The sequence below is a fragment of the Polynucleobacter sp. IMCC 29146 genome (assembly GCF_021395195.1).
Lineage (GTDB): Bacteria > Pseudomonadota > Gammaproteobacteria > Burkholderiales > Burkholderiaceae > Polynucleobacter.
Genome location: NZ_JAJVCR010000011.1, coordinates 1 through 23,407, shown reverse-complemented (window position 1 = coordinate 23,407; position 23,407 = coordinate 1). Strand labels below are relative to the sequence as shown.

Genomic DNA, 23,407 nt, shown 5'->3' with positions numbered 1-23,407 from the left:
TAATTTTCCTTGTTACGCTTGTATAGCGTTCCTATTTTCACTATCTAGCCAATCAATCTTGCGCATTTTTCGAATGGTGACAAATTCATCGCGATTAGTGCCTATGGTGCCGTAATAATTAAAGCCGTAACTGTATTGCGCATAACCCCCAATCATGTGGGTTGGCTTTAATACAATACGGGTTACCGAGTTATGAATACCACCACGCAAACCCGTAATTTCGGAGCCAGGTGTATTTATTATTTTTTCTTGGGCGTGGTACATCATCACCATTCCAGGATTAACGCGTTGACTAACTACTGCGCGCGCAGCTATAGCGCCATTAGTGTTATAAAGTTCTACCCAATCGTTATCTACAATTCCTGCATCACCCGCATCATCTTCACTGAGCCATACCACTGGGCCCCCGCGGTTTAAGGTCAACATCATCAAGTTATCGCTATAAGTAGAATGGATTCCCCATTTTTGATGTGGCGTAATGAAATTCAGGACAATTTCTTTATTGCCATTAGGTTTAATCCCTTTAATGCCATTAATTGTTTTTAAATCAACTGGGGGTCTATACGACACTAAACCCTCCCCAAATGCCCGCATCCATTTGTGATCTTGATAAAACTGTTGCCGGCCACTTAAGGTTCGCCATGGAATATATTCATGCACGTTGGTGTATCCAGCGTTGTAAGAAACTTTTTCACTTTCTAGGCCTGACCATGTTGGTGAACTAATAATTTTTCTAGGTTGCGCTTGAATATCTCTAAAGCGAATTTTTTCATCTTCACGATGTAAGGCTAAATGCGCATGCTCAAGACCAGTTATTTTCGATAAGGCATTCCAGGCCTTTACAGCTACATGACCATTAGTTTCTGGGGCTAGCATTAATACTACTTCTGCTGCGTCTATATCAGTATTAATGTTAGCCATCCCCTTCATGGCTCCATCTTTAACACGTCCATTTAAATCACGTAGCTGCTCAACCTCATCTTTGGTGTCCCATGCAATACCTTTACCCCCATTCCCTACTTTATCCATTAGCGGCCCTAAAGCCGTGAACAGCTGATAAGTATTAGGATAATCTCGCTCGACTAGAGTAATTTGAGGTGCAGTTTTACCGGGAATAAGCTCGCATTCGCCTTTTTTCCAATCATGCACATCAAACGCTTGAGCAAGCTCGGCAGGCGTATCGTGCATTAATGGTGTTAATACAATATCCTTTTCTACGCCTAAATGACCAACACAAACTTCGGAAAATTTCTTAGCAAATCCTTTATAAATATCCCAATCACTTCGAGCTTCCCACGCTGGATCTACTGCGGTTGATAAAGGGTGAATAAAAGGGTGCATATCGCTGGTGTTTAAATCATTCTTTTCATACCAAGTTGCCGTAGGTAAAACAATGTCAGAATATAAGCAGGTTGTACTCATTCGAAAATCTAATGTAACCAATAAATCTAATTTTCCTTCGGGTGCTTGCTCATGCCAAGCTACCTCAGAAGGTCTAGCCTCATCGACACCCAAGTCTTTGCCCTGAACTCCATGAGACGTACCCAGTAAGTGCTTGAGAAAATATTCATGGCCTTTACCAGAAGACCCCAGTAAGTTTGAGCGCCAGACAAACATGTTTCGCGGCCAATTATTGGGATGATCAGGGTCCTCACAGCTCATTTTTAATGAGCCAGTCTGCAAATTCTTTACCACATATTCTTTGGGATCAATTCCTGCAGCGAGAGCATCTCTCGCAACATCTAATGGATTTGTTTTTAACTGTGGCGCTGAGGGTAACCAGCCCATTCTCTCAGCACGAACGTTGTAATCAATCATGCTGCCTTGATAGTCAGCTTTATTAGCTAAGGGTGAAAGAATTTCTTCCATCCCTAGCTTTTCATAACGCCATTGATCAGTATGTGCATAAAAAAAACTGGTTGAATTTTGTTGACGCGGAGGACGAATCCAATCTAAAGCAAAAGCCAAAGGAGTCCATCCTGTTTGCGGGCGCAACTTTTCTTGACCTACATAATGTGCCCATCCTCCGCCGCTTTGTCCTATACAGCCGCACATCATTAGCATATTTATAATGCCGCGATAATTCATATCGCAGTGATACCAGTGATTCATTGCGGCGCCAATAATCACCATTGACTTACCTTGCGTTTTTTCGGCGTTTTCAGCAAACTGGCGAGCAACGGCAATTACTTGCTCCTGTTTGACTCCAGTAATTAATTCTTGCCAGGCGGGCGTATAGGGCACATTGTCCTCGTATGATTTTGCGCATTCGCCGCCTAGGCCTCGATTAATTCCATAATTTCCGGCCAATAAATCAAAGACTGTGGCAACATAAACTTCTTTTTTATTATCTACTTCACCTAAGCTAATTTTTTTTGCAGGTATGTTGCGAACCAATACATCGGTTTGTTTATTAACATCAAAGTGAGGCGTAACAATTCCACCAAAATAGGGAAATCCAACTGGCACAATCTCATGTAACAACTGATCTTCCATGAGAGACAGTTTTAATTTGATTTCTCGGTCATATTGCGCTTCTTTTGATTCTAAATTCCACTTGCCTAAATCTTTGCGCCCGTCGGGACCCCATCTAAAGCCAATCGATCCATTAGGCACTACTGGTTTACCACCGATATCAAATGCTACTGTTTTCCAATCAGCGCCATTGGTCTGCCCCAACTTGCCCTCAAAATCACTCGAACGAACATAACGGCCAGGGACAAGGATCGTCCTGCCATCCTCAATGACCTTTTCTTCTAGCATGACTAACATTGGCATATCGGTATAACGACGCACGTAATCGTCAAAATACGCAGTCCGTTTAATAAAATAAAACTCTTTAAGAATGACGTGCCCCATTGCCATAGCGATAGCAGCATCGGTGCCTTGCTTCGGATGCATCCAAATATCAGCTAACTTTGAAACTTCTGCGTAGTCTGGTGTGATGGCTACAGTTTTGGCGCCTTTGTATCGAACTTCGGTAAAAAAATGTGCGTCAGGTGTGCGCGTTTGCGGTACGTTTGATCCCCAAGCGATAATGAAAGTTGAGTTATACCAATCGGCTGACTCAGGAACATCAGTTTGCTCTCCCCACACCTGAGGGCTAGCAGGCGGTAAATCACAATACCAATCATAGAAGCTCATACAAACACCGCCAATTAGACTCAGGTATCTCGAGCCTGCGGCGTAACTTACCATTGACATTGCAGGGATGGGTGAAAAGCCAATAATACGATCTGGGCCATACTGCTTAATGGTGTAAATATTTGCTGCCACTATTATTTCATTTACTTCATCCCATGAGGCCCTTACAAATCCACCCATTCCACGTTGTGCCTGCCACTCCTTACGTTTTTCTTGGTTTTCTACTAAATTGGCCCACGCATCAACAGGACTTTTGGCAATTGATTTTGCTTCTCGCCATTGTTTAAGCAAGCGTCCTCGTATCATTGGATACTTCACTCGATTTGCGCTATACATGTACCAGCTATAACTAGCCCCCCGTGCGCACCCTCGTGGCTCATGATTGGGTAAATCAGGCCGAGTTCTTGGGTAATCTGTCTGTTGGGTTTCCCAAGTAACTATTCCACCCTTTACATAAATCTTCCACGAACAAGATCCAGTGCAATTAGTGCCATGGGTCGAACGTACAATCTTATCGTGCTGCCAGCGAGAACGATAGGCATCTTCCCAAGTGCGGTCTTCTGCAACTGTTTTACCGTGACCATTCGAAAATTTCTCAGAATCAGCAGTTAAAAATTTCAGGCGATCTAGAAAGTGGCTCATATTTATCCTTTAATGAATTCTTAACAAGGCATTGGGGCATTTTTACGGCTGTAATACCGCCAAGTGATCACAGTGCATGTAACATAAAAAACAATAAATGCATATAAAGCGGCCTCTGGACCGCCCGTTGCGGCGATTGATGAGCCATAACTTTTGGGTATAAAGAAACCACCATAAGCACCAACTGCGGAACTAAATCCCAGCACAGCTGCAGCCTCCTTATTAGCATCACGAATTGCCTGATCCTGTCCTGACTGTGTTTGGCTCGCTTCCCGTTGACGTTCAGTGAGAAAAATAACGGGAATCATACGAAAGGTAGAGCCATTACCAATACCGGAGGTAGCAAATAAAGTCATAAAAGCAATTAAAAAACCGAAGAAATTTCCACCTGTTCCATGGCTAGGTAAATAATTTAAAACAGCAAATACACCCCCACTCATGGCAATAAAATTCCAAAAAGTGACTCTGGCTCCCCCTAACTTGTCAGATAACCATCCGCCAATAGGTCTAGCTAGCGCACCAACTAAGGGGCCTAACCAGGCATAGCTCAAAGCATTTACCCCAGGAAATTGACTTTTAATAAGCAGGGGGAACCCGGCAGAATAGCCAATAAAAGATCCAAATGTGCCTAGATACAGCCAGCACATTAGCCAATTATGTTTACGTTTAAAAATTACTGCCTGATCTGCGAAAGATGCCTTTGCTTCAGCTAAATCATTCATGCCAAACCAAGCAGCAATAGATGCTGCAGCTATAAAAGGTAACCAAATAAATCCCGCATTTTGCAACCAAAGCAAAGAAGTATTGCCTGCCTTAATCACTGTTTGAGGTTCGCCACCAAATACTCCAAATATCCCTGTGGTAATGACCAACGGTACAACTAATTGCACAATTGATACACCCAAATTACCTAATCCAGCGTTTAATCCTAGGGCTGTCCCTTTTTGTGCCTTCGGATAAAAAAAGCTAATGTTTGCCATAGATGATGCAAAATTACCGCCTCCAAATCCACACAACAATGCGAGCAAGATAAATATTTCATATGGCGTAGCAGTATTTTGGACTGCCAAACCAATCCCAGTTGCTGGAATTAATAATGAAGCCGTAGAAATTGCCGTCCAACGACGACCGCCAAAAATAGGTACTGCAAAAGAATAAAAAATACGCAGGGTTGCACCACAAAGCGCAGGTAAAGAAGCGAGCCAAAATAATTGATTAGTGGAGAATTTAAAGCCCACGTTTGGTAAATTCACTACTACTACAGACCAAACCATCCAAACTGAAAATGCTAAGGTTAATGCCGGAATTGAAATTAATAAATTTCGTTTTGCTATAGCCTTACCGATTCCATCCCAAAATTGTTTATTTTCAGGATCCCAGCGGGTGATGACAGTAGAAGACATATAAGTCGCCTTTAATAGTAAATTATTGAATTGCAGATGGAATGGCCTTACCACCCATTAGTTCAGAACGACGGACTTCAGTGAAATACATCCAAATGAGTGATACCCATACCACTCCATACATCAACATAAATGCACTCGACCGAATACCGGTGATATCTAACAATGCTCCAAATAAGATAGGCAATACAAAACCCCCTAGCCCCCCTGCTAAGCCAACAATTCCTGAAATGGTGCCAATATTATTTGGGTAGTCGTCGCCAATATATTTAAAGACACTCGCCTTGCCAAATGCCCAAGCAATTCCTAAAATAAACATCAGCGCAGTAAATAAATAAATATTTAAACCAATATGAAAGGTTTCTGGTCCATTAATTGTTTGAATGATGAATTCAGTTGGAGGATAGGAAAGCAAGAAAAGGCATATCCAACTAACCCACATTACCCACCAAGTTATTTGGTGGGCACCATACTTATCTGCAAACCATCCACCAATTGCGCGTAAAACTCCACCTGGTAATGAAAAACATGCAGCCAATAGCGCTGCTGTACGTATTTCTAGGCCAAACTCGCCTACGTAATACTGAACCATCCATAAACTAAGGCCTACATAGCCGCCAAAAACAATGCTGTAATACTGGCAATAGCGCAATACTTTGGGATCTTTTAATGCCTTGAGTTGCTCTTTAAATGAGGTATTAGTACTCACTAGATGCGTGGAATCACTATAACTAATAAACCAAAATAATATGGCGGCACCAAGCATGACAGCCGCGTAAACTTGTGGCACAACTGACCAACCAAAAGCAACTACCAATGCAGGTGCTAGAAATTTATTTACTGCCGCGCCAGAATTTCCAGCGCCAAAAACACCCATGGCAAAACCTTGGCGATTATTTGGGAACCATCTCGCTACATAGGGAGTGCCTACTGAGAAAGATCCACCTGCCAAACCGACAAATAGTCCGATCATTAAGAAATGCCAATATTGCGTTGCATATGACATCAGCCAGATTGGAATTACGCAAGCTAACATTAAAGAAAGCATGACTATTCTTCCCCCATAGCGATCAGTCCATATCCCTAAAGGCACACGAACCAAAGAACCCGTTAAGATCGGCATTGCAGTAAGAAGGCCAAATTGAGTAGAGCTTAAATTCAGTGTTTTCTTAATAGGAATGCCAATTACGCCAAACATCATCCAGACCATGAAGCACACCGTAAAGGCAAAGGTGCTAATAATTAGAACTGAATATGCTTTAGAATTTGTTTGAGTAATGGCACTCATGAAAATCTCCCTTTTCATGAGTCATTATCAAAACTAAATTGCTCTAGGAATATCCCCCAAAAGGATATTTAAGAATAGCAAAGGAACTAGACTTTTCATCTTTACTAGTCCTTTAGGGCTACTTCTAAGGGCAGAGCCTCTCGACGTTTGCAAATACGGCTACCTGCACTCGGGAGGAAAGATTTAATTTACGCAAGACATGCTGCACATGAATCTTAACAGTAGTATCAGCAATACCAAGTTCACGAGCAATTACTTTATTACTCGATCCCTTGGCAATTTGACAAACGATTTGCAACTCTCGAGGTGAAAGACTGGCAGCCAAGGCGCCACTAGTATTTTTATCTAAATTATTTTTTTTACTAAATTTAAATGCAGTAACTAATTTATGGGTCATTTCCTGACTAATAACAGACTCACCATTAAATGCTTTTCGTATTCCAATAAGTAAATCATCTTTTTCGCTCGTCTTTAGCAAATAGCCTTGGGCACCATTTTGTAAAGCCTGAATTAAATCAGCCTCATCTTCGCTCACTGTAAGCATAATGACCGTGACATCAGGAGCAGCGCGAAAAATATCCGGCAAAGATTGAATGCCGCTAGCACCAGGCAAGTGATTATCAAGCAAAACCACATCGGGATGCAAGGCCTCACAAATTCGCAAAGCTCCAACTGCATCACCTGCCTCACCAATTACATCGAAATCAGGAGCTTGAGCAAGTAAAGAAATTAACCCCCTTCTAAAAAGAGTATGGTCATCAACTACAAGTATGCTAATTTTTTCCAATTAATTATTATTTAATTAAGCACTCATTGAAGCCAAGTTAGGTAAACGTAAAAAAACCCTCGAGCCGCCATTTGGAGAAGAAGAAATAGTTACTTCGGCATTAATTTTACTGGCCCGTTCTCTCATGATACTCATCCCTACATGGGTACTATCCAATTTATCTAAATCAATTAAAAAACCAATACCATCATCTATAACTTCAAAAGACCAAATCGGATTTTGCCTTACCGTTAGGGTAACAGTTTCCGCTTTAGCATGCTTTCTAATGTTGGATAAAGCCTCTTGAATAATATGTAGCACTTGAATTTGCACATCAGGCGCCAAGGGTAATCCCTGACCATACATTTTAAGGTTTACTTGAATGCCAAATTGGTGCTCAAATTTTTGCAACGTAGTCTTAATAGCCGATTCAATATCTTCAACATTTGTTCTAGTTCTATAGTGCAATAAAAGTTCGCGCACATCACTATAACTTTCCCTCAAACCCTCATCTAGTTCATTCAAAATTGCTTTGACATTTGGCATTTGCAATGTTGATATTTCATCGCGTAATAGACTAGCTTGAATTTTTAAAAATGCTAATGATTGTGCAATCGAATCATGAAGCTCTCTAGCTAAGAGACTACGTTCATCAGAAATGGCAGCCTCCTTCTCTAAGGCCTTGATTCGAAGAGCTTCCATTGCCCCAGCCAAATGATTGGCCAGCGTTTCAAGTAAAGCATATTGCTCATGATCAATAATGCATGATTCAGCATAAAATAAATCAATTTCCCCCAATAACTTTTGCTGAAAAAGTATAGGCACAGTAATAAGAGATTGAAAGCCTGCTTTAACGCAAAATCGATCCCTCTCCTCGTTCAGGTTAAATTTAATTACCTTAATATCTTGTATACCTGTAGAGTTTCCACAGTGGCATTCACCTGCATTCATGCACTGCTCACCAGCCAAAATTGAATCCGGTAAATTTGTTCCAGATAATAAAAAATAACGCTTATTAGCTTCATCGGTCCACCGAATAGCAATTGCTGCTGCATGACTAATTAATGACACACGATCAGCAAAACCTTTTGCCAGATTCTCTAAATTATTTTCACTCGAAACGAAAGAACTTAAATCATATATGGCAGCTAATCTTTCTTGGCGTTCTTGCAAGTGCATAGTTTTCTCGCGTACTTTTGCTTCCAGGCTTTCATATAGATCATTTAAATTTTCAGTCATGGCATTAAAACCTTTAGCCAAATCTCCAAATTCATCCTGGGCATCAATTTGTACATGGGTTTTTAATTTGCCTGACCTAACTTCATCAAACCCAATGCGTAACTTAGCTACAGGATCTAAAATAACAGAATAGCCAACATACATTATGACTAGAGTTGCCATCAAAGAAATGGCTAACATCCCAAATTGAAATAAATGCAATAGCCCAGTCCAGTAATCAACCTCTCCCTCGATCAGGCCTACAAAGCGATCAATGCTAAAGATAAAGCGATCAATATTCTGGACGGAAAGTACATTGGCCTGCTGTAAAGCAAGGCCATGTTTAATATCATTCCATTGTGCTTGAATATTTAAAAAAACTGCCGTATTTGCCTGATTCCAAGGTACGAATAAAGGCCTAGATGGGTCTCCCAACCTCAACACTTGCATGCTATTGTCAAATTTTTGCTCTAGTTGCGCCGCTAGCTTTGACTCATTTTCATTAATTAAGAGAGTTAGCTGATAAGTTTGCATTCGCATTCTACCTGCCTCATTTATTGCCGCTGCCCCACCTTCAAGCTTCCAAGTTACCCACAAAGTAAAGCTAATAGATATCATTGCTAGCACTAAGAGTGCTGTGCCAATAATGACTAATTTATGTTTGAGGGTAAATTCGTTTTGCATTTTTAATTATCTTATCCACAAGCTCCGATAAATCCACAATTAGTGCAATATTCACAGCCATCTTTTTTAATTAATGCGTGCGCCCCACATTCAGGGCATTTTTTTCCCCTCATCATTCCTGAAGTATTTAATTCAGCTGTCTCATTACTAATCTGAATATCAGTATGTGCATTAAATTGTGCAACACCACGCCTTATCAAAATGTTTTCAATGGCAAATGCAACTGCTGATACTTCAGAGTCATGCCACATTGGCACCTCGATACCATCATCTTTTTTCCTAGTTCCCAAGCGAACTGGTCCGCGATCCCATGCAACTTTACGCATATCTCCTAGCGCTCTTACTAGAAATCCACCGCGTGCAGCCAATGAAAGAAGGCGCATACTTGAAGTAATCCATTGTTGCGATTCACCACTTTGGCCTACTGGCATAAAAAATTCAATAGCTCGCTCTGATTGAACTTCTTCTCCATTAACAAACCCATGTACGTTTAAAAATGAAATAATTAAATATAGCGTTTTTTGACCATCTTGAGTCCAGTAATTAATTTTTTCAGCTACAGCTGGTAACTCGCCATTGGGTCGGCGATCAACTACTTTTTTTGATGGATTACCTCCCAAGTTAGATACACCTTGAGTTGTTATTGGTATCTCTTCTGGCTCAGTTTCATTCACATGCAAAACTGAACCTAAAATTGAATTTGGCCGGTAGGTTGCCAGGCCTTTTAAATTTGATTGCCACGCCTTCAAATATAAATTTACAAAGCTTGCGAACGGATAATCGGCAGGCACATTAACTGTTTTTGATATGGCTGTATCAATATAGGGCTGCACTACCTCCATCATGGCAATATGATCTTCCGCAGACATTGTTAAGGCGGTAATAAAGTAGTCTGGTAAAGCATTTATATCTCCCCCCATTTCTTTAAAAACTCGCCATGCATGATCTTCTACTGAGTACTCCCTGGTTGATCCATCAGCCTCTCTTTTTTTGCGCTGATAAGCCCAAGAAAATGGTGGCTCAATTCCATTGGAAGCATTATCAGCAAAAGCCAGACTGACTGTTCCGGTTGGGGCAATTGAAAGCAGGTGACTGTTCCGAATTCCAAATTTTCGAATCTCGGTTTTTAAATTGCTATCTAAACGGTTAGCAAAATTTGCTCCGCCCAAATACTGCTCAATATCTAAAGCAGGAAAAGCACCTTTTTCTTTTGCCAAATCGACTGAAGCTTGATATGCGGCGTCGCGTAAATGTTTTGCGATATTTGCCGCCTCAGATCTACCGGTGTTACTGTTATAAGCTAATTTAAGCATTATCAAGGCATCCCCAAGACCCGTAAAACCAACACCAATCCGACGTTTTGATTGGGCCTCAATAGCTTGTTCTTTTAGAGGCCAATAAGTTACGTCTAGTACGTTATCCAGCATTCTTACTTGAATTTTTACTGCCTCAATAAATCCAGGGTAATCAAACGATGCAGTTCCAGCAAATCCAAATGGATTAATAACGAAGCGAGGCAAAATTATTGGGCCTAAATCACAACATCCATATGGTGGTAAGGGTTGTTCGCCACATGGATTCGTAGCTTCAATAGATTCACAATAACTTAAATTATTATCACTATTAATATTATCTAAAAATAAAATCCCAGGTTCAGCAAAATCATATGCGGATTCCATCACCAGGTGCCAAATTTCTTTTGCCTTGATTGTTTGATAAACCCAAAGCCCATCTGCACGTTGATGAAATTCTTTGGTAATATTTTTATCGCTTGGCTTAGCTTTATGAACTAAATCCCATAAACTGTCTCTTTCAACTGCGCGCATAAATTCATCAGAAACACCCACAGAAACATTAAAATTATTCCAGCGCCCAGGGGTTCGCTTAGCATTAATAAACTCAAAAATATCGGGATGATCTATTTTTAGAACTCCCATTTGTGCACCCCGCCGCGAGCCTGCACTTTCAACAGTAGAACAAGATTGATCAAATACATTGATATAACTACAAGGACCAGAAGCAAATGATGCAGTGCCTTTTACCTCGGCACCTTTTGGCCGAATGCGCGAAAAATCATAGCCAACTCCACCGCCACGACGCATAGTTTCTGCGGCTTGTTTTAATGCCTCATATATTCCTGGAAATCCATCTTCATCAAAATCCTGAATACAATCACCAACTGGCTGCACAAAACAATTAATTAAGGTTGATTGAATACCGGTTCCGCCAGCACTCATAATTCGACCAGCGCCGATTGCTCCCGCTAGCATATTTTTCAGAAAAAGGGCTTCTATTTTTTTTTGTAATGCTGGTAATTCAACAGCAGCCAAACCCATAGCTACCCTTTTAAAAATAGCCTCAGCATCCTCTTCGCCAGGCTTAAGGTATTTTTCCTTTAAAACATCAATACTAATTTGTTGCATAGTTATCTATCTTGGGCATTACTTCTAATAACAGCCAATTAAATAAATCAGCCACTGAACGAATTTGATCGCCGAAGGGTAATATTCCAGCCCCTCTAAAAAATAAGCCTTTTTGGGTATCTCCCGTTAATGCACTCCCAAGAACTTTATCTATACAAAATTGTCCCCAAGCAGCATTACCGTCTCTTAAGCCGCAATCATGCAAACAATCAAATATCATTGTGCATCTTGGCTTTTTACGTGCCTTATTTTTTAACTTGGCCTCGGCTTTCATATAATTTTTTAACCAAGGCGTCATTACCGCACGTGCAGGTAAGCCGGCAACACTTAAAAACTCAACCAGCTCTTCAGGCTTTGACCCTGCCAATACTTTTTTAAATGCTTGATCTGCATCTCCCTCTATCGTTACCGCAAAGGCTGTGCCCAACTGAACGCCTGATACTCCCATGGACTGTAGTTTTTGAATGTCCTGTAAATTACTGATTCCACCTGCAGCAATTAAAGGAATTTGACCCTCTATCCCCATCGTTTTAAAAAAATTGATTACCTGAGGAATAACATGTTCAAAATCAAATTTAGGATTATTAATATCGGCAACTGAAGAGGCCCCCAGATGACCTCCAGCTAATTTAGGGTTTTCAATCACAATTGCATCTGGCAAGCGCCCTTTTTTCTCCCATTTTTTTACCAATATTTGCACACCCCTAGCCTCCGATAAGATTGGGATTAATGCTGTGGCTGGATAACCAGCGGCTAGATCTGGCAGGTCAAGCGGCAACCCCGCGCCAACCACAATCGCATCAACACCGCTCTCTAAAGCACAAGCAACATAAGCCTCATATTCATTAACAGCGCGCATAACATTAACTGCGATAAGTCCGAAACTACTCGAACCCTCTTGAGCCATCTTAATTTCTCTTTTCAAGGCCTCAAGGTTGGCTTGATTTATAGCCTTTTTACTTATTGCTGAAGGGAGAAGATGTTGGGTCAGATCCATTAAATCTGGATGTAAGCGGCGTAGATCAATTGAAGAAATGGTTCCCATGCCGCCTAATTTTGCAACTGCGCCAGCTAAGCGATGAGCTGAAACTCCAACACCCATGCCACCCTGTACTATCGGTAAAATAGTTTTGCCTTTTATTGTCAAGCTTTTAAGCCCACTTGATGCAAGCAGATGATCAGATGATTGCGGTATTAAAGGATTCATTTAGCAGCTTTAATAAAGTCTGCAGAAAACATTATTGGAGAGTATTTATGCAAATACAGCAAAAAAGCCAAACACCAACAAGCACCCGATATTGCCAGTAAGGGATTAAATAAATAACTTGGTGCCAGATGAGCTATTAACCAAAAAGTAGCAGCACAAGGCACTAATAAGTAACATGCATGTTCGATCTTGCCAGCAACCAATGGTCTGCCAGTATGGCCAAGTGCTGTGCGCGTAATCATGCCAATAATTAAACCGCCAGTAGCCCCAATCCCAAATGCATGCAAGGCCGGATAGATCGAGACTAATTTAAGCGAGTAAATGCCTAATAAAGAAAAGCCAAGCACCAGCCAAGCATATGAGATATGTAATATCCACAAGATTGGTTTATTTTTAGTTTCAAGTGGTCGCCAGCCCCACAGTAAAATGGCATGTAGCGTAGCAGTTATAAAACATAAGGCAGCTGAAATAATATTTGGCGTAAAAAATGCAAGAGTTAAAAATGATATCGCGGTAAATAATAATGTTGCTTTGGCTAAAGTGGGATGACGAAATTGCTGAATTCCAGGAACCGTATTTGCAGTAAAGCTTGGTATTACTCTGCCGCCAATCATGACTTCAATCATGGTAATTAAATACAAGGCAGTAAAAAGTAAAGGGTTTGGATCGATTGATATATAACCTAAAGCCGCTAAATAAAAAAGTCCATTCAAGAAACCTAATACTAAAATGGTCAGCGGTAGAAAAAGATTTCTAAGCATTCGACGTTGATAAATTAACCGCCCAATTACAATTGCAATTACCGGAAGAAATGCGATATCAAAAATAGCAAAAAATGGGTTTAAAAGAGGGCCAATGCGACCTAAAAGCCACAAAAGAACTAGCAAAGCCAAAGAGAGGCCTGTGGGGGTTTCTAAACCAGTCCAGGCTCGAACGGCTGTTAAAGAAAAACCAGTAATGACAGTAGCGGCAAAGCCAAACAGCATTTCATGAGCATGCCATTGCATGCCCACAATTAATTGCTGCCTTCGTATGCCATATCCATTTAATTCTAAAAGCCACTCAAATAACGCTAACGCAGACCATAAAGCGGCAAATAAATAAAAAGGTCTAAACCCCAAGGAAAAAATTGGGGGCGTTCTGCTTCTCACCTTATATACTCCAATCAATTTTATAAATAGGCTTACTGCGCTGCAGCATCACAAGCAATGCCAGCATTCTCAACTTATTAATGGAGAAATGAAATAGCTCTATAGAACTATTCTTAAGTATAGGGTTTATACCCTATAAAAAAAGCGATCTTTTTGCGCTAGATCAAATAACTAGCTAGATTTATTACTCTTTTGTAATGGTAAAGCTAAAAACACTAAAGTAATTGAAATCCTTGGGCCAGCCAAACTACACTGAGTCTTTCTTCAGGTTTGCTACCTGAGTTACTTTGAAATCACTTACCGTACACTTGCCAATCTTTTCGTTTTTAATCATTTGAATTTCGGTAGCTCTATCACGTGCTCCATCAGAATGAACTGATTGAAATCCGGGGGCAAACATTGCTTCCACCGCTGGCCAGTTGCAGGCGGTAATTTCAGCTAATAACTGACGATAGAGGCGCTCGCCTTCTGTAGCAATATTAATTTCCATAGTCTCATTACCTTAAGGTAAATTATTAATCATGATGAATAATAACTATAAACTAAAAAATAAATTATTTCTTACGCCAATATGATTTCTTGCGCAAGACTAATTCAGTATTGAGACAAACTCTGTAGGTTGCATTCGTAGTTTTTGTGGCATCGACCGATCCGGTGTGCCAATATTGATAAAACATAAAGGATCTTCATCCACACTAAGGCCAAATAAATCACGAATAGGCTGCATATACATCGACTTACCACTCGTTGGACTGGCTCCAAAGCCCATTGCATGTGCCATTAGAAAGATATTTTGAATAGCACATCCAGCAGAAATAATGCGTTCACTTAAGGGCACTGAATGGTCCGAGCCCCTTGGTATTGACTTAAAAATTGTTTATGAAACTACGCAAGTTCACACCTTATTAGGTTTAGTCGAAGCAGGGCTAGGTGTAACCGTTTTACCGTCAATGCTTTGTCCTGGCCCAAGCAATACTGCATTAGCAGTGCGCCCCATTCAAAACCCACTAGTCTCTCGGCGTTTAGGCATTGTTTTCCCTGAAGGGAAAGAGCCCTCGCCAGCAGCCCAATTATTGGCTGAGGTCGTACGCCAAACAGTAGGCTCTGAGACAATGATCAAACCCTGTGGAGTTCATAGCATCTGCTTATAAAGCTATGCAGTAGTTCAATTACTCTTTCTTCAGGTTTGCCGCTTGCACAACTGGACGCAAACTCACTAACTCTTTCGCAATAAATGCAGTCGCTTTTATCCCAGTAATATTATTAATCGGCTGAATCGAAAGGGTAGTCAATTTTTCAATCAGGGCTGGCTCAGAAAGTACCTTCGTACTTGCATTGATTAATTTATTAGTAATTTCAGGCGAAAGCCCATGCGGTGCAGAGACAATATTCCATAAAGCCGCTTGAAAATCTTTCAGGCCTGTAGCCTCACTCACTGTTGGCACATCGGGCAATAAAGCCGAGCGCTTAGAAGTTGCAATAGCGACAATTCTTAGCTTTCCTGCTCGATGTTGATTAATTACAGAACCCAATGTATCGACTGTCATATTAATTTGGCTGCCCATCAATGCTGGTATTGATTGCGCGCTTCCTCTGAATGGAATATGTTGAATTTGTAGGCCGCCCAATTCATATTTCAATCTCTCCCCAACGATATGTAGATAGGTTCCCTCGCCTGCAGAGCCATATTGCAATTTACCTGGATTCAGTTTTGCAAATTCTAGTAGCTCTTTGAAGGTACCAGTAGTGGTGGGGCTTACAGCAAAAACAATGGGGGCATCACCAACCACAGCAATTTCAACAAAATCTTTGATCGAATCATATTGCGGCTTAGGATTGATCAGGCTATAAAGAACATGCGTAGAGGCAGTGCCGAATAATAGGGTATAGCCATCAGGATTGCTGTTTTTTACTTCAAGCGAACCAATGGCACCACTAGCACCACTTTTGTTATCAACCACTACTGATACCCCAAGCTGAACCCCTAGCGATTGGGCATATAACCTTGCAAACTGGTCGGTTGGTCCACCAGCTGGAAATGGAACAACCAAACGGATTGGCTTAGTAGGGTAGGTATTTTGTGCTTGTGAAGTACCAGATAAAAAATTTGTACTAAACAAAAATAAACTCATTATTGAAAAAAATATTTTGCTTAAGTTCATCTTGCTTCTCAATTAAAGTTGACTACTATTCCAGTCGGGTGACGGCTCGGCTGGTTCAGCGAGTAGCGTAGATAATTTAATCGCTTCAATTGCGCAATACTCGTCTTTATCTGAGGTATCGCCACTAATGCCAACAGCCCCTATGGCTATTCTCTGCTGATTTAAGATCAGTACACCCCCTGGAACTGGAATAAACCGCCCACCCGCCGCGCCTCCTAAAGCATTTAGAAAAACGGGGCGATTCGCTAAGCGATCTCTAATTTGGCGAGTTGACATGCCCATGCCAAGAGCTGCCCAAGCTTTACCAAGCGCAATATCGAAGCGCATGATACCGCAGCCATTTTCACGTTTAAATGCCACAAGTTGCCCTCCCGAATCCAGGACAGCAATCGCCTGCGGCAAAATTCCATTAGCTGCACGTATTTTAATTGCTGCATTAATAATGCTATCCGCTATTTCCAAGTCTAGACTTGAATAAATTGAAATCAGTTTTTCTTCCATAATGGTTCTTTATAAAGGATTATTAAGCTGCGTTACTAAGACCAACTGTAATGCCACCACAAACATAGAGTACTTGTCCGGTAATAAAGCTAGCGCGGTCATCCAAAAATAGTGCAACAGCGTGCGCAACATCTTCTGGCTCACCCATTCTCTTCACTGGAATATTGGCAATAATTTTTTTTGTTTTAGGATGGTCAGGATGATTACCCAAAGTAAATAATTCAGTAGCTATAGGCCCTGGTCCAATGGCATTTACCGTAATACCAAAGTGGGCCATTTCAAGCGCCCAGGTGCGCGTCATTCCGAGCAGGCCAGCTTTGCTAGCAGCATAAGCCGTGCGCTCTTCTTTGCCTAGTGCCGCTCTACTAGCAATGTTAATAATTCGCCCAAATTGAGCAGTGCGCATCGCCGGCATCAGACTTTGAGCCAATAGCATCGGTGCCTTCAGATTTAAGTCCATCACGGCATTAAAATCATCAAGACTAACATCCTCAAGGGCGCCGGGACGAATAATACCGGCGTTATTTACTAAGCGTAATATGCTGGTGGTCTTCAGCAAGTCTGCAATTAACCCCTGAGTTGCTTTGGCGTCAGTTAAGTCGACTCGATGAAATGTTTCGCTAGCAAGTAATTCTTTCGGGGGTACTTGATCTAAATTAATAACGCTATAGCCATCCTCAATTACTCTACGTGCAATAGCTCTGCCGATGCCGCCGCTTCCACCCGAGATGAGGATATTTTTAGTCTTGCTCATTTCATGCTAAATAGGTTATAGATAAGAATAAATTGATATGCCGTACATACCACTAGAATAGTGTGAAAATTAAGTATTCTTTAATTTTAATAGATTACAGCTAAATTGACTCAAATTTACCATCTGCAACCTAAAATTAATATACTCTGCTGATTAGTGTCGTGATTCCGGTCAAAACTAGAAGTTGGATTTCATTAAGTATTAATTATAAAAGGAAGCTAAATGATTGTCGAAGAGCGAATCTATACATTACATCACGGCAAAGTTGCCGAGTATCTTAAGCTTTATGAAGATGAAGGTCGGTCAATACAATTAAATATTTTGGGTTGTAATGTGGGTTATTACACTGTAGATACTGGCCCGCAAAATACGGTAATTCACCTCTGGGCATACCAAGACGCCGCAGATCGAGAAAAAAGACGGGGCGTTTTGGCGCTTGACCCTCATTGGCAGGCTTATCTGCCTAAAATTAGGCCACTGATGCTGGTACAAGAAACCCGAATTTTAAAACCAGCACCCTTTTTTGCGCAGTGGCTTGAGCAGCAATTAAAAGCTACAAAATGAATTACGAATTACGACTTTATCTTGATCAGCTAACTGCAAAGTCAGCATCGATCGAATTGAACTCAACCTATGCTCGAGCCATATATATAGTTGAGGGAAGTATAGCCATCAAAAATGGCGTCTCTACAAGGCTCACTCTATCGCAGAATAGCGCCCTTTCTATTCCAGAATCATTTTCCTTGGGTGGTGGAAGTGCTGACGCAATCATGTTGCGCTGGGAACTGGTTAATGAAGTTGATAATTCTAATAAAATTCAAGCGTCACAAAGTACTCTACTCTTAGCGGCCAAGATGGCGTTAGGTGATTTAAGTCAGTACATTATTCGCTGTGATAGAGTCGATTTTCCTCCTGAAGGCGAGGCGCTGACTCATCGACATCTGGGTGGGGGTATTCGCTGTTTACTATTTGGTTCTATCCAAATTCATACCCTCGGCAATATCCATACTCATCAACCCTTGAGCGCCTGGTTTGAGGCTGGCCCTGATGCAGTTTATGCTGCCACCGATAAGACCTTAGCCTCAGCGTTTGCAAGGGTCATGATTTTGCCGAGAGGGTTAATTGGTGGAAAAACATCCATTGAATATGTGAATTCTGAAGATATGAATAAACCCAAGAGTCAGCGTTACCAGATTTTTATTGACGAATTAATACAACATTAAACTCTAAAGGAAAAGCATATGCGGAAAATAATCATTGCTCTTTTTTTTGCAAATTTGTTCACGGGGTGTGCGAGCAATTTCAGTAAAGATGGCGGGATGGATGATGACTTCAGAAATCAGATACCGAATGCAGGCAGTAACTCTCTTAGCTCTTATTAAATTTGGTATTTGCAGTGCACTAGTATGTCTGTAGTGCAAAGTAATCTTGCCATCTTGGCCGAAAAGATTCTGCTTCAGCCTGACTCACTTTTGCCGCATTGAGTGCTAGCTGTAAAACAATCCTCGCCTTTGGGGGTGATAGGCTTCCAGCAGCAATGCAGCCCTCAGGATCTTGTGCGGGTATGTTGGGCCGAATGATACCAGCGCCAGTTCTGGTGGCTCGAACGATCGCAACCCCTGCGGCAATTGCTTGATTAACCGAGTCTTGCCATGCCTTATTAAACCCACCCTGACCTGTTCCTGCAAGAACTAATCCTCTTACCCCAGCATTAATACACAATTGAACAAGGTCGGCGCGTGCGCCTGCATGGCTTGTCAAAATCTCAACCCAAGGCCACTCCTGAACTTGGGGGATAGGTAAATCGTCTACTAATACTGCTTGTGCTGCTCTTACTGTGGATAGCCATGAAGGATTAATTAACGAGACGGAGCTAGAGGGCGAGTCTAGCAAGGGTGCAGCTAGGGCACTACTATGTCGTTTTGCTAAATCACGCGCCATACAGACCTTACCTGCAAAGACTGCGAATACACCCCCTGGACAGTTATCAATCGCCGTGTATGCCCATTGAATTGCGTTGAGTAAATTTTCTGGTCCATCTGCACCAGCCGCATTCGACGGCAACATCGCCCCTGTAAGGACAACCCGCTTTCCCAGCTTTTCAGCATACTTGCCACAAGTAGCTTGTAAAAATATACCGCTTTCTTCGATTGTATCTGTGCCATGCGTAATAACTATGCCTATTAGCGTAGAACTTGCTAGCGCCTTTTTAACCTGCTCACCTAATTCCGTTAACAAGGATTCACTTAAATTACTACTGTTAATATTTGCAATCTGCCTAGAAATAATACGAAGACCTTGAGGGAACATTTGCTCAATTTTTGTTAACAAATCACCAATTTCAATTTGACCCGCCTCATAAGCCAACGGATTTACTTCTGGGTTTGGTGCTAGCCCAGCAATCGTCCCTCCCATTCCTAAAACTAAAATATGGGGAGATTGTTCGGCATTTAAAGGCTTAGTGTTCATACGCCATTAGCAAAAAAATTGCACATAAAAACGCCCCCTTGGTTAGACTTGAGGTCCAACTGTTGGGGGCTCTAGGTCAAGAGTAACCTTAAGGGCTTACTGTATGCCAGATATTGTTTACTCCATCACCTGTTTTATCGCCAGGATTTTTATCTTTGGCAAAAAAGTATAAAGGCTTCCCTTTGTAGGCCAGCTGCTTTTGTCCATCACTACGAGTAATAACGGAGAAATCTCCTGAAACTTTAATGCCCGACTCAACGTATACAGGCGGCCAGTTATCAGCGCAAGTGGCTACGCATTCAGATTTACCTGAATTAGCCTGATCTTTATCAAAAGTATAGATAGTTTTGCCATAACTACTAGTCAAGATACCGTTATTGATTTTAATAAAATCTGCTGATGGGGTTTTAACATCTGGCATCCCTGAGCAAGCAGCCAAAAGAAGACCAGTAACTACGGCAGCTACTACTTTAAATTGATAACTCATTTTTAATCCTTAATTAAAAAAACTGGAGATTAGGTACCTGGGCCAACTAAGGTAACTTCAATACGGCGGTTTTGTGCACGACCATCGGCGGTATCATTTGGCGCCATAGGGCTAGCTTCACCCATACCTTGCGCAGAAATTAAACCAGGGCTAACGCCTTTTTTGATGAGGTAATCAACCACATTGTCGGCACGTCTTGAAGAGAGATCAAGATTTGTTTCTATGCCTTCTTTTTTGAGGCCTGCCCCAATTGGCACATTATCGGTATATCCCCGTACAACAACTTTCGTATTTTTAAAACCCGATAAGGTTGGTGCCATTTTGGCTAACACTGCATCAGCCTTACTATTCAAACGATATCCGCCTTCTGGAAAGAGGATTTTATCTTTAATGGTGATGCGTAATTCACCTTGTAACTTACGAATTTCCACTTCATCGCCTTGAAACGCCTGCTGTAATTGACTATAAGCCCCGTCAAGCTGGTTATAACTTTGTTGAGTTACACAGCCAGCCAATAATCCAAGGCTTGCTGTACAAATTAAAAGTAAATACTTTTGAAGTAAATTCATACCATTCTTTCTTTGTTGATGACTCAAATAAAGTCAATTGATTCTTTATAACTGTCTTTTTGAGTATAGCAAATGCGCAAGTCAAATTTGCAGTATCTTGGCTAAGATTATGAAATCAAGCTATTTACAGTTTGCCATATCGACAATTTTATGTTGAGTTGCCTTCTTAGCCATTGCCTCAAGGCGGCTACGAATGTTATTTTTTATAAAATAAGCAATTACAAAAGATGGCACTACTGAATCTAGCTCAACTAAGCTATCGTATTTGATGACTGTTTTATCTTTCTCAGATACAAGTCTCCACGTGCCTTTATAGAATTTAGCATCGCCACTAATTTGTTCGAAACTAATTAATTGATATGGGGTCTCGGTATATTCAACCAAGGATTTCAGCTCAACCTGAAAAAAAAGAATCTCTTCCTCTATCGCCCTGTATACGCGAACTTTATTGGCAGTTCGTGAAATGATCTGCGCATCAACAATACCAGGAATATTTTTTGAGGCTTCATAGTCGGTAAGGAATGTGTAAGCACTACACATATTAATTGGTACTGCATAAGTAGCGCTGATTTGCAAGCGTCCTCCTAAGGAGGTAACTGTCACTTTTACATCATAAGGATTAGTGCTGTCTTGAGCATGACTTGATATTAAAAAAAAAGTTGCTGCGAAGAAACTAAATAATTTTAAGTGCATTAACTTCAAGTTAAATATCTCGTACCTCAACACCCTTCCAAAAAGCAATATATCCTGCGATATTATTAGCCGCCGCCTTTGGCTCAGCATAATACCAAGCAGCATCTTTATTGACTTGGCCATTTGCCTCAATATCATAATAACTAGCAGTACCTTTCCAAGAGCAAACTGTTTTTTTATCTGATTTCTTAAAAAATTCCATATTTAATGCCGTAGATGGGAAGTAATAATTACCCTCCACCACAATAGTCTGATTTGAGTCTGCCAAGATTGTCTTATTCCAAATTGCTTTCATCACTTACCTTTTTTATTGAGGATAAATCGAATTACTATTGCTGGTTGAATTTGCCTATCTTGGTCTGTTTAGCCGCTTCCCAAGGACTATCTATTAATTTTCAAATTCACCAGCCACAATGCACTTGGTCCAAATAATTTAGAAATTTGATGTCTATTTCTAGCAAAAAACCGATAGGCTACCTTTAGGCTGGGCTGAAGTGTTTTTCTGGAGAATAACCAAGCTAAAAAAGATAAGCGTGCCCGGCAATAAGCCTCGGGGAAAACAGCAACTCCATGAATGATTGACCCATCTTCATATTGAGCGTACATTGCTGCCAATGCTTGTTCGCACGTAACGCCAATACTAAGAGGATCATATCGAGTGGAATGAATATCAATAAAATTTAAGAGGCCTGCTTCATTTCGGCTGGATAAAAAACGAATTTCTGCCTGACATAAGGGGCATTTACCATCATAAAATAAGGTAAGTGTTTGCAATTTTTTTGACATTCAGTAAGTGTAAGACCAATTTACTAAAGCTGCTTGCAGGCATATCATGCTTAATTTTTAGAAGATAAATCAATACCCTCAATAGGACGCCATGGGATTACTGCCTAAACCATTCCGCGCTTTAGTCATTGGCTCATCTGGAACTATCGGCTCTGCTTTTATGAGGCTGCTTGAAAATAATCCTGCTTGTGCAAAGGTGGAGGGCATCAGCCGTCACTCTATTTACCCTATTGACTATCGTCTACCAGAAACGATTGAATCTTCTGCCCACAGTCTTGCTGCCCTAGGGCCATTTCAGCTCATTATTAATACAATTGGCTTATTACATTCTGAAAAATGGATGCCTGAAAAGAAATTGGCTGACTTGAATCATGCTCAATTAAATGAGCTAATGAATATTAATGCCATTGGCCCAGCATTAACCATCAAAAACTTCTCAAAACTGTTGGATCCACAAAATAGCGTAATGGCTACCCTCTCGGCTAAAGTTGGCAGTATTGAAGATAATCGGCTTGGGGGCTGGTATAGCTATCGTGCTTCTAAAGCAGCATTAAATATGTTGATTAAAACAGCGGCCATTGAACTCAAAAGAACAAAGCCAAATATTGCTATGATCGTCTTACATCCTGGTACTGTCAATTCCAATCTATCGAAACCATTTCGTGGCCAAGAAATTGGCAGGAATGCAGATGATGCCGTCAAGGATATGTTTCATGTCTTAGAAAGCGCTACCAAAGAAGACTCTGGCAGCTTTCTTTCTTATTCAGGAGAAAGGCTACCCTGGTAAATAGTAAAGCAAGATGGAAATTCAAGCCTGCTAAATCTTTTTTTACTGCTGTGCTTTATTGGCTTTAAAGGCAACCGCTGCGCCTGGTGCAAGGACAATATAGGCACGTTTCCATGGTGCAGAGCCGACTAATTTCCAAGAATGCCGAGGGTGTCCCATATTTTGTGTAAACGGGGTTCGTTTACTACAGAGGGATTCTCTCCTCATACTTAATACTAAACTGATTTAATGCACCCTTCCAATCTCTGATGGGCATACTCCACTTTTGGCTGA

The 23,407-nt window shown here is 41.1% G+C and carries 24 protein-coding genes; 4 read left to right on the top strand and 20 right to left on the bottom strand.

Annotation, left to right across the window (positions count from 1 at the left end; translation table 11 throughout):
• Nucleotides 1-12: 12 nt before the first annotated feature.
• The 10 genes from LZT22_RS11285 to LZT22_RS11240 form a co-directional block, all read right to left on the bottom strand.
• Nucleotides 13-3,786 carry a nitrate reductase subunit alpha gene (locus tag LZT22_RS11285; RefSeq protein WP_233925348.1) on the bottom strand — a complete coding sequence of 1,258 codons (3,774 nt, stop codon included), beginning with the start codon at nt 3,784-3,786 and terminating at the stop codon, nt 13-15.
• A gap of 20 nt (nt 3,787-3,806) precedes the next feature.
• Nucleotides 3,807-5,189: a NarK family nitrate/nitrite MFS transporter gene (locus tag LZT22_RS11280; protein WP_233925347.1), complete on the bottom strand. Its 1,383-nt coding sequence runs from the start codon at nt 5,187-5,189 to the stop codon at nt 3,807-3,809.
• A 22-nt stretch (nt 5,190-5,211) separates the two neighbouring features.
• Nucleotides 5,212-6,477, bottom strand: coding sequence for a nitrate/nitrite transporter (locus LZT22_RS11275; RefSeq protein WP_233925346.1), 1,266 nt, complete (start codon nt 6,475-6,477; stop codon nt 5,212-5,214).
• A 124-nt stretch (nt 6,478-6,601) separates the two neighbouring features.
• Nucleotides 6,602-7,264 (bottom strand): response regulator, encoded by a 663-nt coding sequence (locus LZT22_RS11270; protein WP_233925345.1) that lies wholly within the window; start codon nt 7,262-7,264, stop codon nt 6,602-6,604.
• A 15-nt stretch (nt 7,265-7,279) separates the two neighbouring features.
• Nucleotides 7,280-9,145, bottom strand: a complete 1,866-nt coding sequence (locus LZT22_RS11265) for a type IV pili methyl-accepting chemotaxis transducer N-terminal domain-containing protein (RefSeq protein ID WP_233925344.1) — start codon at nt 9,143-9,145, stop codon at nt 7,280-7,282.
• Nucleotides 9,146-9,156: 11 nt separating this feature from the next.
• Entirely contained in the window at nt 9,157-11,568 is a 2,412-nt protein-coding gene (locus LZT22_RS11260) for an adenosylcobalamin-dependent ribonucleoside-diphosphate reductase (protein WP_233925343.1), read from the bottom strand.
• Nucleotides 11,555-12,775 carry a nitronate monooxygenase family protein gene (locus tag LZT22_RS11255; RefSeq protein WP_233925342.1) on the bottom strand — a complete coding sequence of 407 codons (1,221 nt, stop codon included), beginning with the start codon at nt 12,773-12,775 and terminating at the stop codon, nt 11,555-11,557. Before LZT22_RS11255 ends, LZT22_RS11260 begins: the two co-directional genes overlap by 14 nt.
• Complete coding sequence (locus LZT22_RS11250) at nt 12,772-13,926, bottom strand: NnrS family protein (RefSeq protein WP_233925341.1); 1,155 nt, start codon at nt 13,924-13,926, stop codon at nt 12,772-12,774. Before LZT22_RS11250 ends, LZT22_RS11255 begins: the two co-directional genes overlap by 4 nt.
• A 247-nt stretch (nt 13,927-14,173) precedes the next feature.
• Complete coding sequence (locus LZT22_RS11245) at nt 14,174-14,416, bottom strand: nuclear transport factor 2 family protein (RefSeq protein ID WP_233925340.1); 243 nt, start codon at nt 14,414-14,416, stop codon at nt 14,174-14,176.
• Between the two features lie 99 nt (nt 14,417-14,515).
• Nucleotides 14,516-14,764, bottom strand: a complete 249-nt coding sequence (locus LZT22_RS11240) for a nitroreductase family protein (RefSeq protein WP_370635225.1) — start codon at nt 14,762-14,764, stop codon at nt 14,516-14,518.
• On the opposite strand from LZT22_RS11240, the gene LZT22_RS11235 reads away from it, so the two are divergent.
• A complete protein-coding gene (locus LZT22_RS11235) occupies nt 14,745-15,077 on the top strand; it encodes a LysR substrate-binding domain-containing protein (RefSeq protein ID WP_233925338.1) in 333 nt (110 codons plus the stop codon). The two genes, LZT22_RS11240 and LZT22_RS11235, sit on opposite strands and share 20 nt — an antisense overlap.
• Before the next feature lie 18 nt (nt 15,078-15,095).
• On the opposite strand, the gene LZT22_RS11230 is transcribed toward LZT22_RS11235, so the two are convergent.
• From LZT22_RS11230 to LZT22_RS11220, 3 genes are read right to left on the bottom strand one after another with little or no spacing between them, the layout of a single operon-like run.
• Nucleotides 15,096-16,088 carry a tripartite tricarboxylate transporter substrate binding protein gene (locus LZT22_RS11230; protein WP_233925337.1) on the bottom strand — a complete coding sequence of 331 codons (993 nt, stop codon included), beginning with the start codon at nt 16,086-16,088 and terminating at the stop codon, nt 15,096-15,098.
• A 12-nt stretch (nt 16,089-16,100) separates the two neighbouring features.
• Nucleotides 16,101-16,589 (bottom strand): heme-binding protein, encoded by a 489-nt coding sequence (locus tag LZT22_RS11225; protein WP_233925335.1) that lies wholly within the window; start codon nt 16,587-16,589, stop codon nt 16,101-16,103.
• 22 nt (nt 16,590-16,611) lie between these two features.
• The gene (locus LZT22_RS11220) at nt 16,612-17,343 is read right to left on the bottom strand and encodes an SDR family oxidoreductase (protein WP_233925334.1); all 732 of its coding nucleotides are present in this window, start codon (nt 17,341-17,343) and stop codon (nt 16,612-16,614) included.
• Between the two features lie 222 nt (nt 17,344-17,565).
• Here LZT22_RS11220 and LZT22_RS11215 point away from each other — a divergent pair, with 222 nt between their 5' ends.
• Entirely contained in the window at nt 17,566-17,907 is a 342-nt protein-coding gene (locus LZT22_RS11215; protein ID WP_233925333.1) for an NIPSNAP family protein, read from the top strand.
• Nucleotides 17,904-18,566 (top strand): hypothetical protein, encoded by a 663-nt coding sequence (locus LZT22_RS11210; RefSeq protein WP_233925332.1) that lies wholly within the window; start codon nt 17,904-17,906, stop codon nt 18,564-18,566. Before LZT22_RS11215 ends, LZT22_RS11210 begins: the two co-directional genes overlap by 4 nt.
• 178 nt (nt 18,567-18,744) lie before the next feature.
• Here LZT22_RS11210 and LZT22_RS11205 read toward each other — a convergent pair whose 3' ends face one another.
• The 6 genes from LZT22_RS11205 to LZT22_RS11180 form a co-directional block, all read right to left on the bottom strand.
• Entirely contained in the window at nt 18,745-19,812 is a 1,068-nt protein-coding gene (locus LZT22_RS11205) for an asparaginase (protein WP_233925331.1), read from the bottom strand.
• 88 nt (nt 19,813-19,900) lie between these two features.
• Complete coding sequence (locus tag LZT22_RS11200; RefSeq protein ID WP_233925330.1) at nt 19,901-20,299, bottom strand: hypothetical protein; 399 nt, start codon at nt 20,297-20,299, stop codon at nt 19,901-19,903.
• Nucleotides 20,300-20,328: 29 nt separating this feature from the next.
• Nucleotides 20,329-20,868, bottom strand: a complete 540-nt coding sequence (locus LZT22_RS11195) for an OmpA family protein (protein ID WP_233925329.1) — start codon at nt 20,866-20,868, stop codon at nt 20,329-20,331.
• A 120-nt stretch (nt 20,869-20,988) separates the two neighbouring features.
• The gene (locus LZT22_RS11190) at nt 20,989-21,561 is read right to left on the bottom strand and encodes an SRPBCC family protein (RefSeq protein ID WP_233925367.1); all 573 of its coding nucleotides are present in this window, start codon (nt 21,559-21,561) and stop codon (nt 20,989-20,991) included.
• 10 nt (nt 21,562-21,571) lie between these two features.
• Nucleotides 21,572-21,856 (bottom strand): DUF427 domain-containing protein, encoded by a 285-nt coding sequence (locus LZT22_RS11185; protein WP_233925328.1) that lies wholly within the window; start codon nt 21,854-21,856, stop codon nt 21,572-21,574.
• Nucleotides 21,857-21,942: 86 nt separating this feature from the next.
• Nucleotides 21,943-22,347, bottom strand: coding sequence for a thiol-disulfide oxidoreductase DCC family protein (locus LZT22_RS11180; protein ID WP_233925327.1), 405 nt, complete (start codon nt 22,345-22,347; stop codon nt 21,943-21,945).
• Nucleotides 22,348-22,438: 91 nt separating this feature from the next.
• Between LZT22_RS11180 and LZT22_RS11175 the strand changes: the two genes are divergently transcribed.
• Nucleotides 22,439-23,134: an SDR family NAD(P)-dependent oxidoreductase gene (locus tag LZT22_RS11175; RefSeq protein WP_233925326.1), complete on the top strand. Its 696-nt coding sequence runs from the start codon at nt 22,439-22,441 to the stop codon at nt 23,132-23,134.
• A gap of 42 nt (nt 23,135-23,176) precedes the next feature.
• On the opposite strand, the gene LZT22_RS11170 is transcribed toward LZT22_RS11175, so the two are convergent.
• Nucleotides 23,177-23,341 carry a hypothetical protein gene (locus LZT22_RS11170; protein WP_233925325.1) on the bottom strand — a complete coding sequence of 55 codons (165 nt, stop codon included), beginning with the start codon at nt 23,339-23,341 and terminating at the stop codon, nt 23,177-23,179.
• Between the last annotated feature and the right edge of the window lie 66 nt (nt 23,342-23,407).

Bases quoted from the DNA above. Each gene is read 5' to 3' on its own strand.
- LZT22_RS11285 (WP_233925348.1), bottom strand. From the start codon at position 3,786: ATGAGCCACTTTCTAGATCGCCTGAAATTTTTAACTGCTGATTCTGAG.
- LZT22_RS11280 (WP_233925347.1), bottom strand. From the start codon at position 5,189: ATGTCTTCTACTGTCATCACCCGCTGGGATCCTGAAAATAAACAATTT.
- LZT22_RS11275 (WP_233925346.1), bottom strand. From the start codon at position 6,477: ATGAGTGCCATTACTCAAACAAATTCTAAAGCATATTCAGTTCTAATT.
- LZT22_RS11265 (WP_233925344.1), bottom strand. From the start codon at position 9,145: ATGCAAAACGAATTTACCCTCAAACATAAATTAGTCATTATTGGCACA.
- LZT22_RS11260 (WP_233925343.1), bottom strand. From the start codon at position 11,568: ATGCAACAAATTAGTATTGATGTTTTAAAGGAAAAATACCTTAAGCCT.
- LZT22_RS11255 (WP_233925342.1), bottom strand. From the start codon at position 12,775: ATGAATCCTTTAATACCGCAATCATCTGATCATCTGCTTGCATCAAGT.
- LZT22_RS11245 (WP_233925340.1), bottom strand. From the start codon at position 14,416: ATGGAAATTAATATTGCTACAGAAGGCGAGCGCCTCTATCGTCAGTTA.
- LZT22_RS11235 (WP_233925338.1), top strand. From the start codon at position 14,745: ATGCGTTCACTTAAGGGCACTGAATGGTCCGAGCCCCTTGGTATTGAC.
- LZT22_RS11230 (WP_233925337.1), bottom strand. From the start codon at position 16,088: ATGAACTTAAGCAAAATATTTTTTTCAATAATGAGTTTATTTTTGTTT.
- LZT22_RS11225 (WP_233925335.1), bottom strand. From the start codon at position 16,589: ATGGAAGAAAAACTGATTTCAATTTATTCAAGTCTAGACTTGGAAATA.
- LZT22_RS11220 (WP_233925334.1), bottom strand. From the start codon at position 17,343: ATGAGCAAGACTAAAAATATCCTCATCTCGGGTGGAAGCGGCGGCATC.
- LZT22_RS11215 (WP_233925333.1), top strand. From the start codon at position 17,566: ATGATTGTCGAAGAGCGAATCTATACATTACATCACGGCAAAGTTGCC.
- LZT22_RS11210 (WP_233925332.1), top strand. From the start codon at position 17,904: ATGAATTACGAATTACGACTTTATCTTGATCAGCTAACTGCAAAGTCA.
- LZT22_RS11205 (WP_233925331.1), bottom strand. From the start codon at position 19,812: ATGAACACTAAGCCTTTAAATGCCGAACAATCTCCCCATATTTTAGTT.
- LZT22_RS11200 (WP_233925330.1), bottom strand. From the start codon at position 20,299: ATGAGTTATCAATTTAAAGTAGTAGCTGCCGTAGTTACTGGTCTTCTT.
- LZT22_RS11195 (WP_233925329.1), bottom strand. From the start codon at position 20,868: ATGAATTTACTTCAAAAGTATTTACTTTTAATTTGTACAGCAAGCCTT.
- LZT22_RS11190 (WP_233925367.1), bottom strand. From the start codon at position 21,561: ATGCACTTAAAATTATTTAGTTTCTTCGCAGCAACTTTTTTTTTAATA.
- LZT22_RS11185 (WP_233925328.1), bottom strand. From the start codon at position 21,856: ATGAAAGCAATTTGGAATAAGACAATCTTGGCAGACTCAAATCAGACT.
- LZT22_RS11180 (WP_233925327.1), bottom strand. From the start codon at position 22,347: ATGTCAAAAAAATTGCAAACACTTACCTTATTTTATGATGGTAAATGC.
- LZT22_RS11175 (WP_233925326.1), top strand. From the start codon at position 22,439: ATGGGATTACTGCCTAAACCATTCCGCGCTTTAGTCATTGGCTCATCT.
- LZT22_RS11170 (WP_233925325.1), bottom strand. From the start codon at position 23,341: ATGAGGAGAGAATCCCTCTGTAGTAAACGAACCCCGTTTACACAAAAT.